13 protein-coding genes and 1 tRNA gene are annotated in these 15,245 nt (G+C 56.9%); 4 read left to right on the forward strand and 10 right to left on the reverse strand.

The genetic code is table 11. The annotated features are described in order from the left end of the window. Positions 1-166 precede the first annotated feature (166 nt). On the forward strand, positions 167-1,048 hold the full coding sequence (gluQRS, locus tag D3871_RS13170; RefSeq protein ID WP_119769306.1) for a tRNA glutamyl-Q(34) synthetase GluQRS: 882 nt from the start codon (positions 167-169) through the stop codon (positions 1,046-1,048). 52 nt (positions 1,049-1,100) lie between these two features. Here the strand turns inward: gluQRS and D3871_RS13175 are convergent, their stop codons facing one another. After that, positions 1,101-2,543: a DEAD/DEAH box helicase gene (locus D3871_RS13175; RefSeq protein WP_119769307.1), complete on the reverse strand. Its 1,443-nt coding sequence runs from the start codon at positions 2,541-2,543 to the stop codon at positions 1,101-1,103. Positions 2,544-2,908: 365 nt separating this feature from the next. Here D3871_RS13175 and D3871_RS13180 point away from each other — a divergent pair, with 365 nt between their 5' ends. Continuing rightward, the gene (locus tag D3871_RS13180) at positions 2,909-3,313 is read left to right on the forward strand and encodes an MbcA/ParS/Xre antitoxin family protein (RefSeq protein ID WP_233575598.1); all 405 of its coding nucleotides are present in this window, start codon (positions 2,909-2,911) and stop codon (positions 3,311-3,313) included. Further along, positions 3,310-3,987, forward strand: a complete 678-nt coding sequence (locus D3871_RS13185; protein ID WP_119769308.1) for an RES family NAD+ phosphorylase — start codon at positions 3,310-3,312, stop codon at positions 3,985-3,987. The genes D3871_RS13180 and D3871_RS13185 overlap by 4 nt, the downstream gene beginning before the upstream one ends. A gap of 488 nt (positions 3,988-4,475) precedes the next feature. Here D3871_RS13185 and D3871_RS13190 read toward each other — a convergent pair whose 3' ends face one another. The 8 genes from D3871_RS13190 to rpoD all read right to left on the reverse strand — a co-directional run bounded on the left by D3871_RS13190 (position 4,476) and on the right by rpoD (position 12,947). Continuing rightward, positions 4,476-5,684, reverse strand: coding sequence for a hypothetical protein (locus D3871_RS13190; protein WP_119769309.1), 1,209 nt, complete (start codon positions 5,682-5,684; stop codon positions 4,476-4,478). Between the two features lie 2 nt (positions 5,685-5,686). After that, on the reverse strand, positions 5,687-7,522 hold the full coding sequence (locus D3871_RS13195) for a carbamoyltransferase family protein (RefSeq protein WP_119769310.1): 1,836 nt from the start codon (positions 7,520-7,522) through the stop codon (positions 5,687-5,689). Positions 7,523-7,528: 6 nt separating this feature from the next. Then, positions 7,529-7,678, reverse strand: coding sequence for a DUF5989 family protein (locus D3871_RS30850; RefSeq protein ID WP_274381731.1), 150 nt, complete (start codon positions 7,676-7,678; stop codon positions 7,529-7,531). Positions 7,679-7,758: 80 nt separating this feature from the next. Next, the gene (locus D3871_RS29815; RefSeq protein WP_147376809.1) at positions 7,759-8,040 is read right to left on the reverse strand and encodes a hypothetical protein; all 282 of its coding nucleotides are present in this window, start codon (positions 8,038-8,040) and stop codon (positions 7,759-7,761) included. Positions 8,041-8,432: 392 nt separating this feature from the next. Beyond that, entirely contained in the window at positions 8,433-9,830 is a 1,398-nt protein-coding gene (locus tag D3871_RS13205) for an FAD-binding oxidoreductase (protein ID WP_119769312.1), read from the reverse strand. Next, positions 9,811-9,945 carry a hypothetical protein gene (locus D3871_RS31350; protein WP_274381732.1) on the reverse strand — a complete coding sequence of 45 codons (135 nt, stop codon included), beginning with the start codon at positions 9,943-9,945 and terminating at the stop codon, positions 9,811-9,813. The genes D3871_RS13205 and D3871_RS31350 overlap by 20 nt, the downstream gene beginning before the upstream one ends. Positions 9,946-10,474: 529 nt before the next feature. Further along, positions 10,475-10,553 (reverse strand) — tRNA-Ile (locus tag D3871_RS13215). 105 nt (positions 10,554-10,658) lie between these two features. Beyond that, complete coding sequence (gene rpoD, locus D3871_RS13220; RefSeq protein ID WP_420799645.1) at positions 10,659-12,947, reverse strand: RNA polymerase sigma factor RpoD; 2,289 nt, start codon at positions 12,945-12,947, stop codon at positions 10,659-10,661. On the opposite strand from rpoD, the gene D3871_RS30855 reads away from it, so the two are divergent. After that, positions 12,910-13,215 carry a hypothetical protein gene (locus D3871_RS30855; protein ID WP_233575601.1) on the forward strand — a complete coding sequence of 102 codons (306 nt, stop codon included), beginning with the start codon at positions 12,910-12,912 and terminating at the stop codon, positions 13,213-13,215. The two genes, rpoD and D3871_RS30855, sit on opposite strands and share 38 nt — an antisense overlap. 160 nt (positions 13,216-13,375) lie before the next feature. Here the strand turns inward: D3871_RS30855 and dnaG are convergent, their stop codons facing one another. Then, positions 13,376-15,169: a DNA primase gene (gene dnaG, locus D3871_RS13225; RefSeq protein WP_119769315.1), complete on the reverse strand. Its 1,794-nt coding sequence runs from the start codon at positions 15,167-15,169 to the stop codon at positions 13,376-13,378. Positions 15,170-15,245 lie beyond the last annotated feature (76 nt).

A 15,245-nucleotide genomic window follows, 5' to 3' on the forward strand; every position in this document is an offset into this window, starting at 1 on the left:
ATATGCGACCAGGTTTACCTTTTACGTAACAGGCTGCCGGTGGCTTCCTGATCATTCCCAGATGGGGCCGATCCGGAGGTTTACAATGTCGGGGACCGGCCAGTCGGCTGCCTGCCGGTTTTTCTGTTACCGATATCTTGTTCTTGTCCACACCATCTTGCATTGCATGACTAACACGTCACCCAGCACCCGACCTGCCTATGTCGGCCGATTCGCACCCTCGCCCACCGGCCCCCTGCACCAGGGTTCGCTGGTTGCGGCAATGGCAAGCTTTCTGGATGCGCGTGCGCATCATGGCAGCTGGCTGGTGCGTATCGAGGATGTCGACGAAGCGCGGACGGTCGCCGGCGCGGCGGAAGCGATATTGCAATGCCTGCGGGTGTTCGGCATGCAATGGGATGGCGAGGTGGTTTGGCAAAGCAGGCGCACACCCCTGTACGAGACCGCATTCATGCGACTGGGGAGCCATGCCTATCCCTGCGGCTGCACGCGCAAGGAAATCGCCGATTCGCAGCGAGGCATAGCCTGCGACGGCGCAGCGGTCTATCCCGGCACCTGCCGCGCCGGCCTGGCGCCGGGCAAGACAGCACGCGCCTGGCGACTGAGGGTGCCGGACGAGGCAGTGATTCTGTTCGAGGACAGGAGGCTGGGGCTGATATCGCAACAGCTTGATACCGAAGTCGGCGACTTCGTACTGAAGCGCGCGGACGGCTTTTGGGCTTATCAACTGGCCGTGGTGATCGACGATGCGGATCAAGAGATAACCGATGTCGTACGCGGCGCCGATCTGCTTGATTCGACGCCGCGGCAGATCCTGCTGCAACGTTTGTTGGGCCTGCCTACGCCACGCTATCTGCACGTGCCGGTGGTTGCCAATGCGGCAGGGAAAAAGTTATCGAAGCAAACCGGCGCGCAGGCTCTAGACTTGCTCAAGCCACTCGACGGCTTGCGGAAGGCGGCGCATTTCCTGCAACTGGAAATCGATGCGCCTTCTTCGGTGGAGAATTTCTGGCAGCGGGCGATTGCTGCCTGGGCCGCGCGCTACTGAATAGGGCAGCCGGTTCTCACCGGACATGCCGAATTACCGAAGTGCCGAGATATCAACGCTTCGGCATACCACCCAGCAATGCAGCGACCTTCGCTTTCGCCGGTTTGCCGCCCTGCCCCGATGCGCCATTCTGATCCTGCTGCGGCGCGGGCACCGTCGGTTCATAGGGTTTCAGGAACCAGGGATCGATTTTTTCCTTGCGCGGTGCATAGGCGCTACGGCCATACTGGCTGCTATTGCCGCTGCTGCGGGAAGAAGCTGCGCGGTCGCTGCTTTCTTCATAGCGCGGACGCCGGTCCGAGGAGCGCTGCGGAACAAAGCCGGTCAATTGCAGACGCGAGATGGTGTGCTTGATCAGCTTCTCGATATCGGTCAGCAGGCGGGCATCCTTGTCGCTGAACAGCGAGATTGCATCGCCGGATGCGCCGGCACGACCGGTACGGCCGACACGGTGCACATAGTCTTCGGCGTTGTATGGCAGATCGAAATTGATCACGCAAGGCAACTCTGCGATGTCCAGGCCGCGTGCGGCCACATCGGTCGCGACCAGGACTTCGATGGTTCCCTGCTTGAATGCCTCCAGCGCGGCCATGCGCTCGCCCTGGGTCTTGTCGCCATGGATGGCGGCGGCCTTCACGCCTTCCTTTTCGAGATGACGCGACAGGCGGGATGCACCGATCTTGGTATTCGAAAACACGATAACCTGTTTGAGTCCACGCTCGCGAATGATGTACGCGACCGCATCATGCTTGGCGTCTTCTTCGACCTTGTAGAGTACCTGCGTGACGTTGTCAGCCGTCGCATTGCTGCGCGCGACTTCGATCGTTACCGGGTTCTTGAGGAAGCTGTTGGCGAGCTTCTTGATCTCGGGCGAAAAGGTTGCCGAAAACATCAGGTTCTGGCGCTGCGCGGGCAGCATATTGATGATGCGCTGCAGGTCGGGCAGAAAGCCCATGTCGAGCATGCGATCGGCTTCGTCCATCACCAGGATCTGGGTTTGCGACAGGTTCAGCGTTTTTTGCTGCACGTGGTCGAGCAGCCGTCCCGGCGTGGCGATGACGATCTCGACGCCACTGCGCAGGGCCGCCGTCTGCGGGGCCATGTCGACACCGCCGAACACGACGGTCGAGCGCAGCGGGGTATGACGGGAATAAGCCTTGACGTTGTCGGCAACCTGGTCGGCGAGTTCGCGCGTGGGTGTCAGGATCAATGCGCGTACCGGATGCCGCGCCGGCGAAGCGCTGGTGCTGGCGTGCGCGAGCAGCAATTGAATGATCGGCAGGGAAAAACCCGCGGTCTTGCCGGTGCCGGTCTGGGCGGCGCCCATCACGTCGCAACCTTGCAGCACGATGGGGATCGCTTCGGCCTGAATCGGCGTCGGATGGATATAACCTTGGTCGGCGAGCGCGCGCAAAATGTCGGGCGAGAGTCCGAAATCTTCAAAGCGGACCGCAGGCGCGGCAGGGTGCGTGAGTGCTAACTGGGTGTCTGGCATAGTCGGTCTGAATGGGCTTGAATAACAGCCTCTGGTTAAGCGCCGCCGGCCCTGCAAGGGTCTGGCTTTGCCTGAATGAACAACCTTTCATTATACGCCTGCATGTTATACACCGTTGATTTGTCAGCTTGATGACGTAGCATCCAAAAAGTACGGTCGAACATACATACGCAAAAACAAGCGCATATGGGAAGGGGGAATAGTGTTTTCTGACAGTTAGGCTCCTCAAAAATTGCGTCCCTTTGCATTCTGAAGAGAAAATCTTTCGCAATCTGTCCAAATCTGGAATAAACATTGAAATAATTCTATAAATGGACTAATTTTATAGGCAGAATATGAGTTATAGACCGAGGTAGAGATCGTTTATGGGCGTACATGCCGAAGCACCAATTGCCAAATCGGCATCGGAAGCAATGTCCGCTGCCGGCCTTCGCGCGTTTGCCAATATCGCGCAACTCTGGCAACTGGATATGGATGCGCAACTGACCTTGCTGGGCTCTCCGCCGCGCTCGACTTACTATAAATGGAAAAAAGATCCGAAATCCGCCCACCTTGGCCGCGATACGCTGGAGCGCATTTCTTACATTCTTGGCATTTACAAAGCGCTGCAAATTCTGCTGCCTGAAGCCGTAGCGGCCGATAACTGGATCCATAAACCCAACGCCGCGCCGCTGTTTGGCGGCAGGAGCGCGCTGGATCGCATGCTGTCCGGCAATGTCTCGGACCTCTATGTAGTTCGTCAATATCTTGATGCAATGCGTGGCGGTTGAGCGTGACCTATCCCGTCACCAATATCGAATGGCATCCAGCCTTTCGGATCATCCCTACCCGTTTCCCCACTATCAACCTGTTCGACCGTGTCGCCTCGCCGAAAGACTTCGACGCACTGTACGCGCTCGAAGCCATGACCAACGACCGACTGCGCGATGAACTCGGTGAGATCCAATTGGTGCCGCGCGACGAACGCTTGTATGGACCGGGCTGCGGCCCGATCATGGCGGCGTTCACCCACCTGAATCCGGCCGGCAGCCGCTTCAGTGATGGCAGCTACGGCGTGTTCTACGCAGCGCGTGAAAAGCAAACCGCCATTGCGGAAACGACTTACCACCAGGGCCGATTTCTTGCCTCCACTTCGGAAGCCCCGATCCAGTTGCAGATGCGGGTCTACCATGTTGAAGTGTCCGGCGCGATGCATGACCTTCGCACGGTCGGCCTCGACGACCCGATCTACAGTCTCGATGTTTATGCTGCGTCACAGGCGCTCGGCAAGCGCTTGCGCAGCGAAGGCGCGGACGGCATCAGTTACCGCAGCGTGCGTTTCGAACGTGGTGAATGCATCGCAGCCTTTCGCACCCGGGTACTGGCCAATTGCCGGCATGGCAGCCAGATGCTGTATCAATGGGACGGAGAAAAATTTTCCGGCGTATTCGAGAAAGTGATGTGAAGCGAAGGCAGCGAAAAGAAATGCGTGCTGGTCTAGAGCAGATTGCATATCAGTGTATGGGTTCTGCCGCGTTGCCTGGGGCGATTGCGGCGTTGCCAATGCTCGACAGGGAACGGCCCTTACGCGGGCCGCCCTGCCTCCGCTTGGCGCCTTGCACTCACCTCCAGGAAACGCAGCAGACCGCTTCGCTACCCTCACACCGATACGCAATCTGCTCTAGGAAAGTGGGAATCCATAAGCCGGTGCGACAAGGCAGCTACCTGAATCGTCGTAGTCGAATTGCAGGCTCAGTATGGATACCCGATTTCTCGGGTATGACGGGGAAGAGCAGGTGGTATGTCTGATTGACCATGGCCCGCCTGCGGGCCCTGAAGTTATTCCAGTCCTTTTACTCTTCCCCGTCATCCTCGCGCAAAGCGGGGATCCATGGTGACGTTGGGTTTCAGCGACGTTCATATCGAAGCGTGCAATTAAATAATGCTCGAAGGCTATCCCGCCGACTGCGACGTCAGCTTCCTCTGCATCAAAATATCTGCCAGCTCTTTCATCACCCTGCGGTTACCTTCCTCATTGAAGTGCCAGTCGTTGGGCCCGGAACTAAGCGCCTTGTCGGCATGAATATCGAAGGTAATCAGCTGATTCTTCAACGGCGTTGCCTTCAGGTGCCGTAACCAGTCCGAGCCGTCATACGCATAGCGCTCGCCATCCGCCGTTTTTATGCAGCGGATTTCTCTGAATGCCGCATCCAGGTCGTGGCGGTAAGGATGGAACATGAAGAAGGATGCGCGATGCGAACGCGCGACGTTTGCAATTTCTTGCAGCAATCGATGAGTGATCGCGACTGCATAACGATCGCGTTCCGACATGTTTTTGAGGAAGGGAGAAAAGTGGCTGCGTCCTGCCCCCAGATTTTCGTCAGTGACCAGCGTGTAGCCACGGCTGCCACTCATATAGGCGCCGATCAATAGTTTTTGATCGAGCTCTGCCGCAGGACAATCTGCGGCGTTCGCATGCAGCGAATGCGGAGACGGAAGCTGTGAAGACCAGCGATCAAGTTCACCCTGCTCCAGCGTGAACTTTGCGCCATGCTTGATACGGCCATCTGCCAGCGCAACCAGATTGACCAGCCTCGAATCGAATGCCGCTGGCATTACCGTCTGTAAATGCTTGCCACCCGCAAGCGTATAGGTGGGCTTGAGCCTGCCGGCTTCGGGTGTGACGCTACGGTCAACGAAAGTGTTTTCCCAATAGTCGTTGACGGGTGTCAGCCAATTCAGCACCAGGTCCGCGCGATAGTGGCGAAAGTATTCCTTGAGCCATACCAGCTGCTGGTCTTGCCCCCAACCTGCGCCCGCGACGGAAAAGACCTTGATCTTGCGCATGCCTGCGCGCTCGAGTTCCTGGCGCAGCACGACTTCCGGCAACTTGTCGGCAGTCTGGGTACCCGACTCTACCTGAGAGTCACCGAGCAGCAGCACGACAAAATCGTCGGCGCCGTACTCGACGCGATTACCGCGCAAACCTAGCTGGTTGGTTCCATGATCGTCGGCATTGAATGGTGCGCGATAAGGACTCTCATCCCAGCGCCAGCCGATCGGCGGCGCAGGTGGATAATCTGCCAGGCGTAGCACGCCTTCCACCGCCAGCAAGGTCAGGACCAGACTCAGCAGTGTCAGGAATACATTCTTAAGCTTCATGCTCAATCCAGTTCGAATGCATTTTCGTAACTTGCCTGCAGCGATGCATCCTGCATTTCCTTGCGCAAGTAGCAATTACCGATTGCGAGCGCTTCGATCCCGGTGCCCATGAAGCAGCGGAATGCATCTTCCGGTGTGTTGACGATCGGTTCGCCGCGCACATTGAAGCTGGTGTTGACCAGCACCGGACATCCGGTCAGACGCTTGAACTCGCTCAGCAACGCGTGATAGCGGGGATTCGTTTCGGCGTAGACCGTTTGTATGCGTGCCGAATAATCGACATGGGTCACTGCCGGAATGTCGGAACGCGGCACCTTGAGCTTGTCGATGCCGAACAGTTGCGCGGTATGGTCGGGTAACGTCTTGCGTCGCTTGTCAGCAACTTCGGCCACCATCAGCATGTAGGGACTGTCGCCATTGAACGCAAACCAGTCATCGACATCTTCACGCAAGACCGAAGGCGCAAACGGACGGAACGATTCGCGAAACTTGACCTTGAGATTGAGCGTCGATTGCATCGACGGCGCGCGCGGATCGCCAAGAATCGAGCGACCGCCCAATGCGCGCGGACCGAACTCCATCCTGCCCTGGAACCAGCCGACCGCCTTGCCTTGCGCCAGCTCAGCCGCACAGGTTGCTGTCAGCGATGCATCGTCGAGCACGTCAAAGCGCGCGCCGGCCGCTGCAAGGCGGCGCTCAATGTCAGCCTGCTCGAAAGAAGGGCCAAGATAAGAGCCCTGCATGCGGTCCATCGCCGTGCTGTGGCGGCGCTCCTGCTTCAAAAATCCATGGTAGCCCATCAATGCCGCACCTAGCGCCCCACCGGCATCGCCCGCCGCCGGTTGTATCCAGATCTCGTCGAAGCAGCCGTCGCGCAGCAGCTTGCCGTTGGCAACGCAGTTCAGCACGACACCGCCGGCCAGGCACAGTTTGCGTAAGCCGGTTTCCTTCGCGATCGATCGCGCCAGCTTGATGACGACTTCTTCGGTCACCGCCTGCACCGATGCCGCCATGTCCATATGCCGTTGCGTTAATTCCTGTTCCGATGTACGCACTGGCAAATCGAATAACTTCCCAAAACGCGCATTGGTCATCGTCAGTCCGACGGCATAATTGAAATACGCCATGTCCAGGCGGAACGATCCATCTTCCTTGATATCGATGAGGTGTTCACGGATCTGTGCCGCGTATTTCGGCTCGCCATAAGGCGCCAGACCCATCACCTTGTATTCGCCGGAATTGACCTTGAATCCGAGGTGATAAGTAAAGGCCGAATACAGCAAGCCAAGCGAGTGCGGAAAGTGCATCTCCTTGGCGATGCGCAGCTGCGTACCTTCGCCAATGGCCAGCGATGTGGTGGCCCACTCGCCGACGCCATCCAGCGTCAATACCGCAGCCTTGTCAAACGGCGACGGATAGAACGCACTGGCGGCATGACTGAGATGATGTTCGCTGAACAATAGCTTCGACGCCCAATTGCGCGAAGGCGCGACCGTATCGAGTTCGGTTTCCAGCAAACGGCGCAGGAACAGCTTTTCGCGCAGCCATACCGGCAACGCAAGACGAAAGGACGAAAAGCCGCGCGGCGCGAAGAACAGATAAGTTTCGAGCAGGCGTTCGAACTTCAGGAACGGCTTGTCGTAGAACACCACATGGTCGATCTGTTCAGGCGTGATGCCGGCGCTCTCCATGCAAAACCGCAATGCCTGCGCGGGAAACGCAGCATCATGCTTCTTCCGCGTGAAGCGCTCTTCCTGTGCGGCCGCAACAATGACGCCGTCGCGCACCAATGCCGCCGCGCTGTCATGATAGAACGCCGATATGCCGAGAACGATCATCGCCGGTCAAAACAAGGTATAGATGAAAGGCGCGATCGCCGACCCTTGCGTAAGCACGATCAGCATGCCGAGCATGGCAATGACCAGCAGGATCGGGGCAAGCCAAAACTTCTTGCGCATGCGGAGGAAAGCAAATAATTCTTTGATAAAGGACATCGTGTTGTTGTAGTGGTTAAGAGAAAACGCGGCATGCGATGCATGCGTGGCGCAGCCGCGAACCGGCGACGAGCCCGGTATTAAAACTGATCTTTCAAGCGCTCGGGATCCGGACCAGCCGGATCACGCACGATCCAGTAGGTATCCGCATTTTTGGAAAACCCGACCGGGATTATGCTCTTGCCGAGACGCCGCATCAGCCAGCCATACGGAGTAATCGCGCCAAAGAACAGGATTGCCATGGCGACCGGTCCCATGACGGCAGACATCAGCAGACCAAACCGAGTCCAGGCTTTGTTCAATGGCGACAACAGCCCGGGCAACATCAGTGCGAAAACCAGGAAGGCCGCGGATATACACAAAGCCCAATATCTTGGGCCATTCCCGGACCACATGGGTAGTATTGCGACAATCAAAAAGAAGCCACTCATGACGCAGCCGAACATGCGGTCGGATGAGCCTGGCGGATGAGTATGAGTTGACATTTCGTAACGGGAGCTGGCGACGAGCCAAAATAAAATATGTGGCATCTTAACAAGCTTTTACAATTGGCGATGCCGCATACGTACAACCGCGCAACAGATTGCGGCTAACGCGCTCAAGTGGGTATTCCGATAGCAACCGGCTTAAGTTTGCCCTACGCCCAAGAGAACATCATTTGCTCAGGACTGATCCGTCAGAGCCAGGTGGCGGCTGCCGGATCAGTCATTTCCTCATTCCCGGTGTTCCGGGGCGCATGCCTTCATTCGCTACGTTATGAAGGCTGTATCGCAGGGCAAATATTCTGATTCTGACGGAAAAGATTTCTTGGATCATAGCGATTCTTTATCTGCACCAGCCGGTCATAGTTCACACCATAAGCCGCGCGCACCCGCTCGGTTTCGTCTTCCGTCAGAAAGTTGACGTACACCCCGCCGGTTGCATATTGTTCGGTAGCGGAAAAGAAGTCGCGCGCCCATGCGACACATGGCTTGTCTTCCGTTGGGTCATCCCAGCGCGTATGCACATTCAGGACGAACAAGGCATCCCGATGTGCGTAGGCGGTCGCATTTGGGGGGACACGATTTGCCTGCCCGCCCAGCACGCCCAAAAAGATTTCGCATTGCGATCCCGGCAGCCGGCCCGCGTATTCAATGACTTTATCGACAGCCTCGTCGCCAAGCGCGCTGAAGTTGTGCGATTTCCAATAATTGCGTGCTCCCGCTGTCAGCAAAGGATCGAACGCCTGTTGCCACAACTCGTACGGCATCGGACCGACATTCTCTCCGCATGGCTTGCCGAAGGTATATAGCGCCTCGATGGCGCGCTTGCCGTCGGCGACGGCGCCCGAGTAACAGATCGCCAGGACGACCACTTCTTTGCCATGCACATCCGGTGGCAGGAAAGGCAATGGCGGCGCCTTGCGCAACACTGCCCAGACGGTCAGTTCCTCCGGCATGTTGTTGGCAAAATCGCGAAACTGCGTCATCACGGCCTTGGCCTGGTCGAACGGAAAAACGAGCAAGCCGCCATAGATTTCCGGCCCGACTGCATGCAGCTTGAATTCGAACATCGTGACGACGCCGAAATTGCCGCCGCCGCCGCGTATTGCCCAAAAGATGTCAGGATGATTGTTTTCGTCGACATGCATTCGATTGCCATCGGCCATGACAATATCGGCAGCGACCAAGTTGTCGACAGCAAGACCTAGCCTGCGTGTTAGCCAACCGAAGCCGCCGCCCAGCGTCAAGCCGGCCACGCCGGTGGTGGAATTGATGCCAAGCGGCGTAACCAGCCCGAAGGCTTGCGCCTCATGGTCGAACTCGCCAAGCAGCACACCAGGCTCGACATAGGCGCGCCGCGTATCGGGATCGATACGCACCGACTTCATGCGAGACAGGTCGATCACCAGTCCGTCGTTACACATTGCACTGCCAGCAATATTATGGCCGCCGCCGCGCACCGCCAATGCCAGATCGTGATCACGCGCGAAGACGACGGAGCGCATTACATCGGCAACACCGGCGCATCGCACAATGATCGCCGGCTTGCGATCGATCATCGCGTTCCATATTTTCCGTGCCTCGTCGAACCCGGGATCGCCGGGTTCCAGCAATTCACCTCTCAATTTGGATTTGAAATCATCAATAACGTCATGCTTCATCGTAGTCATCGCATACCTCCAGGAATTTCGATTTCACGACCAAGTCAGCAACGGCCACGACATGCTCCGAAGCACCGCGCATGTTTTGATGATGTTGTGAATGACGACGCGTGGTGATGCTCATGCAGCTTGCCGAGAGCAGTCCAGGATCGGCACCTGACGCTTTTCGCGATGCCGCTGCTTTCGCGGGGCTGCCTGGGACCGGCGCGCATGAAGGACTGTTCGAGATGCGCCGGCAGCGCCTCGCTTCATCATAGGCATTGCCGGTCGATTCGCATGTTTATGCGCAGGCTCTTTTCTGATGCAAGTCAATCGGCGAGGCCATACTCTGCCGGTTATGTCGGAATGGAATTTTCTGCGTGATGTCAAGAGTTTTCTCAGCGCACAGGAGGTAGGTGCATCGACTGAGAAGCGCCCACGAAGCTTGATGCTTTTGCATAGTTGCAGATGCTTCCAGCGATCGTGTTGTCGGCACAAGTGAATTTTTGAACTTGGAGCGGCACGCAAAAAACAGAATCACCTTTTTCGAAGCCTGCTGCTTGAATTCATCTGCTTCAAGCGCCATGCGCCGGTTGGATGTCAGTAATATAAAACGTGGAGACAAAAAAGAAGGGGTTGCAAGCAACGCTTGCAACCCCTTCTATAGCAAATTCTGGTGGGCCTCCCGTGAGTCGAACACGGCACCAACGGATTATGAGTCCGCTGCTCTAACCAAGCATGAGCTAGAGGCCCGGAAAGCTGTGTATTTTATTCCACTCGTGCATTGTTGTCTTCCAATTAATGTAACAACGCACGGGGGACTGGCCAACACCTGTTACGGTATTGGCAGGAGGATGATCAGCTACCTTCCAGGAAGCTCTTAAGCTTGTCGGAACGAGACGGGTGACGCAGCTTGCGCAGCGCTTTTGCCTCTATTTGTCGAATGCGCTCGCGTGTCACATCGAACTGCTTGCCGACTTCTTCGAGCGTATGGTCGGTCGACATTTCGATACCGAAACGCATGCGCAGCACTTTTGCTTCGCGCGGCGTCAACGAATCGAGCACGTCCTTGACCACGCCACGCATCGATGCATGCAGGGCAGCATCGGCCGGAGCCAGTGTGTTGTTGTCTTCGATGAAGTCGCCAAGATGGGAATCGTCGTCGTCGCCGATCGGTGTTTCCATCGAAATGGGCTCTTTCGCGATCTTCATGATCTTGCGGATCTTGTCTTCCGGCATTTCCATCTTGATGGCCAGCGTTGCGGGGTCCGGCTCAGCACCGGTTTCCTGCAAGATCTGGCGCGAAATGCGATTCATCTTATTGATCGTTTCGATCATGTGCACCGGAATACGGATGGTGCGTGCCTGGTCGGCGATGGAGCGAGTGATCGCCTGACGGATCCACCATGTCGCGTAGGTCGAAAACTTGTAGCCGCGACGGTACTCGAACTTGTCGACTGCCTTCATCAAGCCGATGTTGCCTTCCTGGATCAGGTCAAGGAATTGCAAGCCACGGTTGGTATACTTCTTCGCAATCGAAATCACCAGACGCAGGTTGGCCTCGGTCATTTCGCGCTTGGCCTTGCGTGCCTTCATCTCGCCCGCAGCCATCTTTTTGTTGATGTTGCGCAGGTCTGGCAGCGGCAGGACGACGCGCGCCTGCAAGTCGATCAGCTTTTGCTGCAGTTCCTTGATGGTCGGGACATTACGGCCCAGCACCGCGCTATATGAATGGCTGCCCGTGACCTCACCATCGATCCAGTCGAGGTTGGTTTCGTTGCCGGGGAACACCTTGATGAAGTGCGCGCGCGGCATGCCGCAGCGGTTGACCGCAACGTCGAGAATCTGCTTTTCGATATGGCGCACTTCGTCGACCTGGCCGCGTAGTGTGTCGCACAGCTTTTCCACGAATTTGGCGGTGAAGCGGATCGACAGCAATTCATTGGAAATCGTTTCCTGCGCTTTTACGTAAGGCTTGGAGTTGTAGCCTTCCTTTTCGTAAGCCTTGCGCATCTTGTCGAACTGGCTCGAAATCTCTTCGAACTTGCCAAGCGAATCGCGCTTGAGCTGTTCAAGCTGCTCTGCGGAGAAGCCTGCTGCGCCGCCGGCAGCATTGTCTTCTTCCTCTTCTTCCTCTTCCTCTTCGTCACCTTCTTCGTCTTCTTCGTCCGCAGCAGCGGCAGCTACCGGAGCAGCGACTACTTCCGTCGCGTTAGGATCGACGAGGCCGTCGACGATTTCATCGACCTTGATTTCTTCCTTTTCGATGCGATCGGCAGCAGCGAGGATTTCAGCGATAGTCGTCGGGCAGGCGGAGATGGCCTGAATCATGTCTTTCAGGCCGTCTTCGATGCGCTTGGCGATTTCGATTTCGCCTTCGCGTGTGAGCAGTTCAACCGAGCCCATTTCGCGCATGTACATGCGGACCGGATCGGTAGTGCGGCCAAAATCGGAATCGACCGTGGACAAGGCAGCTTCGGCAGCCGCTTCCGCATCGTCGTCGGTGGCAACCGTTGCAACGTTGTCGGACAAGAGCAGCGTCTCTGCATCCGGCGCCTGTTCGTAGACGGCGATACCCATGTCGTTGAACGTGCCGATGATGCCTTCGATGGCTTCCGGCTCGACGATATTTTCGGGCAGGTGGTCGTTGATTTCCGAATAGGTAAGGAAGCCGCGATCCTTGCCCAGCTTGATCAGCGTCTTGAGCTTTTGCCGGCGCTGTTCGAGTTCTTCCTCGGACGCCTCGCTATCTGACGCGAATGCATCCTTCAGCAACGCCTTTTCCTTGGCCTTGCGGTCCTTGGCCTTTGCCTTGTCGGCGGCTTTCAGTTCCGCACGCTCGACCGCATTGAGTGCTGCGACTTCGTCGTTCTCAGGCTGATATTCCTTCGGCTTGCGACCGCGGCGGCCCGGTACCTTGACACCTGGAAGGACATAGCCGGACGTATCGATGGCTGCCAATGCGGCGGCATCGGTGGTCTGACTGACGGCCATCACTTTGCTGTCGGACTTCGCTTCGGCTTGCGGTGCTACCTTGGCAGCCTTGCTGGCGGTCTTCGAATCGGTTTTCTTGTTTGTCACGGGTTCTTTCAGTTTCTCGGGAGCCGCCTTGTCAGTGGCTCTGGATGAAGGTTTCGCCTTTGACATGCCTGATTTTGCGGTCGTCGTCGGCGCTACTTTGGCAACTGTTTTCGTCGCGGCTTTGCCGGTCGCCTTTGCCTTGCTTGTTGTCGCGGCGGAAGCTGCCGTCTTCACGGCGGGCTTTGCCATCGACTTGTCCGACGCAGGTTTAGTTGCAGCCGGGGTTGCTTTTTTCGTGGAAACAGTCGAATTCGCGGTTTTTTTTCATTGCGTTTGCCATGGAATCAATACCATCTGGATTGCTCTCGTGCGCCGAGTGAATCTTGCTTCATGAAGCCAATGGATACTCTTGGCCGGCATTCGCCCGCGCGACATTTTCCTGATCACCCCGTCAGCCTGAAGGCCATCGAAATGTCCTAAGACCTTGAATCAAAAGCTTTTAATGATACCACAGGGTACAATGTTTCTCCAATTCAAAGGCAAAACCGTTACAGTTACCGCAATGTGGTTTCGACCTCAGCCTGCCGTCGGAGTTGCTCCTGCTGTTGCATCAGTTCGCGATATCGGGTACGCGCTTCCTCGGTCGTCAACCCTGTTGTTGCGAGGCGGTCAAGTTCCGCTTTCAATACTTGCATTTTAGTTTGTCTTATCGCACCGGCAAGTTCTAGGCGGGCTGCATCGATTTCGGACTCAGTATCGGCCGCGATTTCCGCAATTAGCGGATCGAAATCCGAACCAAGGCTTTTCAACTGTTCCGCCAAAGCGGCGAACTGCGCATTTTCACCAAGCGCATGGCATGCATCCAGCAATTGCGTCAACATCGCCGCGTTATCGGGGGCAAGCTGAGCAGCCGCTTCCAGCGCCGCCCCGTCGACTCCTGTCGCCAATGCCGGATGGGCCACCAACAGTCTGATCATCTGCCGCTCCAAGCCGATCGGCGGCGTGCGCTTGGTGCGCGGCGGGGCAATTCTGGTGCGTGCCACCGGTTGCGCCAACTCGAACAATGCCTCGATTTCGGCGGGTGTGGTCTGTGTGACCTGCGCCAGACCGCGAACAATCTGCAGCCGTAACGCGGAGGGCGGCATGGCCTGCAATAAAGGTTTGGCGTCAAACTGTGCACGCGCCCGGCCTTCCGACGTCGTCAAATCAGTATCTTGGGTTACTTCGTTTAGCAAGAATTGTGACAGCGGCATGGCATCGCGCACCTGCTGGTCAAACGCTTCGGCACCGAACTCGCGCACGTAGCTGTCAGGATCATGTTCGGTCGGCAAAAACAGGAATTTCAGCGTCTTATTGTCACCGGCATGGGGTAGGCAAGCTTCCAGTGCACGCCGCGCGGCGCGGCGGCCGGCATTATCACCGTCAAAACTGAAAATTACATGATCTGTTTGCCGCAGCAACTTTTGCACGTGCACCGGTGTACACGCGGTGCCAAGCGTAGCAACTGCCTGTGGAAATCCCAGTTGCGCCAGGGCGACGACATCCATATAGCCTTCGGTGACCAGCACATAGCCGGCTTCACGGATTGCCTGCCGCGCCTCGAACAGGCCGTATAACTCATTACCCTTTTGAAATAAGGGTGTTTCAGGGGAATTCAAGTATTTCGGCTCGCCGCCGTCGAGAACGCGTCCGCCAAAGCCGATTACTTGGCCTTTTATATTGCGAATAGGGAACATTACGCGGTCGCGAAACCGGTCATAGCGTTTGCGTCCGGCGCCCTCGTCCTCGGTCTTGTCGATCACCAGGCCGGCTTCCACCAGCGCAGTCGCCTCGTAATCTGGAAATGGCTTGCGCAGACCATCCCAACCGTCTGGCGCGTAACCGAGTCCAAACTTGGCGGCAATTTCTCCGGTCAGGCCGCGATTTTTCAAATAGGAAATGGCGTTCTGCGCGCTGCGCAACTCATGCCGGTAATAGTCACAGGCCTTGGTCATTACTTCCGACAAGGCGAGACTCTTTGCCTGCACTTCGGCCCGCTGGGCCGGGGGCAGCCGGTCCTGGTCGGGCACGACCATTCCGACACCTTGGGCGAGGTCCTTTACTGCTTCGACAAAGCCGAGACCGGAATACTCGATAAGAAACCCGATTGCGGTGCCATGCGCGCCGCAGCCAAAGCAGTGATAGAACTGCTTGGTCGGACTGACAGTGAAACTGGGTGACTTTTCATTGTGGAATGGGCACAGGCCCATGAAATTGGCGCCGCCCTTCTTCAGTTGCACATAGCGGCCGACCACGTCGACGATGTCGATCCGGTTGAGCAAATCCTGAATGAAAGATTGTGGAATCACGGCGTTGCGATCGATGCCTAAGTCGGTTTATCCAGGAGTTGCTACCGGGCCAAGTCAATGGCCATGCGATGAAAAT

Source organism: Noviherbaspirillum saxi, from assembly GCF_003591035.1.
Lineage (GTDB): Bacteria > Pseudomonadota > Gammaproteobacteria > Burkholderiales > Burkholderiaceae_D > Noviherbaspirillum > Noviherbaspirillum saxi.

Coding starts and splice junctions, on each gene's coding strand:
- rpoD (WP_420799645.1), bottom strand. CDS start 12,947: ATGTCAAAGGCGAAACCTTCATCCAGAGCCACTGACAAGGCGGCTCCC.
- D3871_RS13195 (WP_119769310.1), bottom strand. CDS start 7,522: ATGATCGTTCTCGGCATATCGGCGTTCTATCATGACAGCGCGGCGGCA.
- D3871_RS13205 (WP_119769312.1), bottom strand. CDS start 9,830: ATGACTACGATGAAGCATGACGTTATTGATGATTTCAAATCCAAATTG.
- D3871_RS31350 (WP_274381732.1), bottom strand. CDS start 9,945: ATGAGCATCACCACGCGTCGTCATTCACAACATCATCAAAACATGCGC.
- D3871_RS30850 (WP_274381731.1), bottom strand. CDS start 7,678: ATGTCCTTTATCAAAGAATTATTTGCTTTCCTCCGCATGCGCAAGAAG.
- gluQRS (WP_119769306.1), top strand. CDS start 167: ATGACTAACACGTCACCCAGCACCCGACCTGCCTATGTCGGCCGATTC.
- D3871_RS13180 (WP_233575598.1), top strand. CDS start 2,909: ATGGGCGTACATGCCGAAGCACCAATTGCCAAATCGGCATCGGAAGCA.
- D3871_RS13190 (WP_119769309.1), bottom strand. CDS start 5,684: ATGAAGCTTAAGAATGTATTCCTGACACTGCTGAGTCTGGTCCTGACC.
- D3871_RS13175 (WP_119769307.1), bottom strand. CDS start 2,543: ATGCCAGACACCCAGTTAGCACTCACGCACCCTGCCGCGCCTGCGGTC.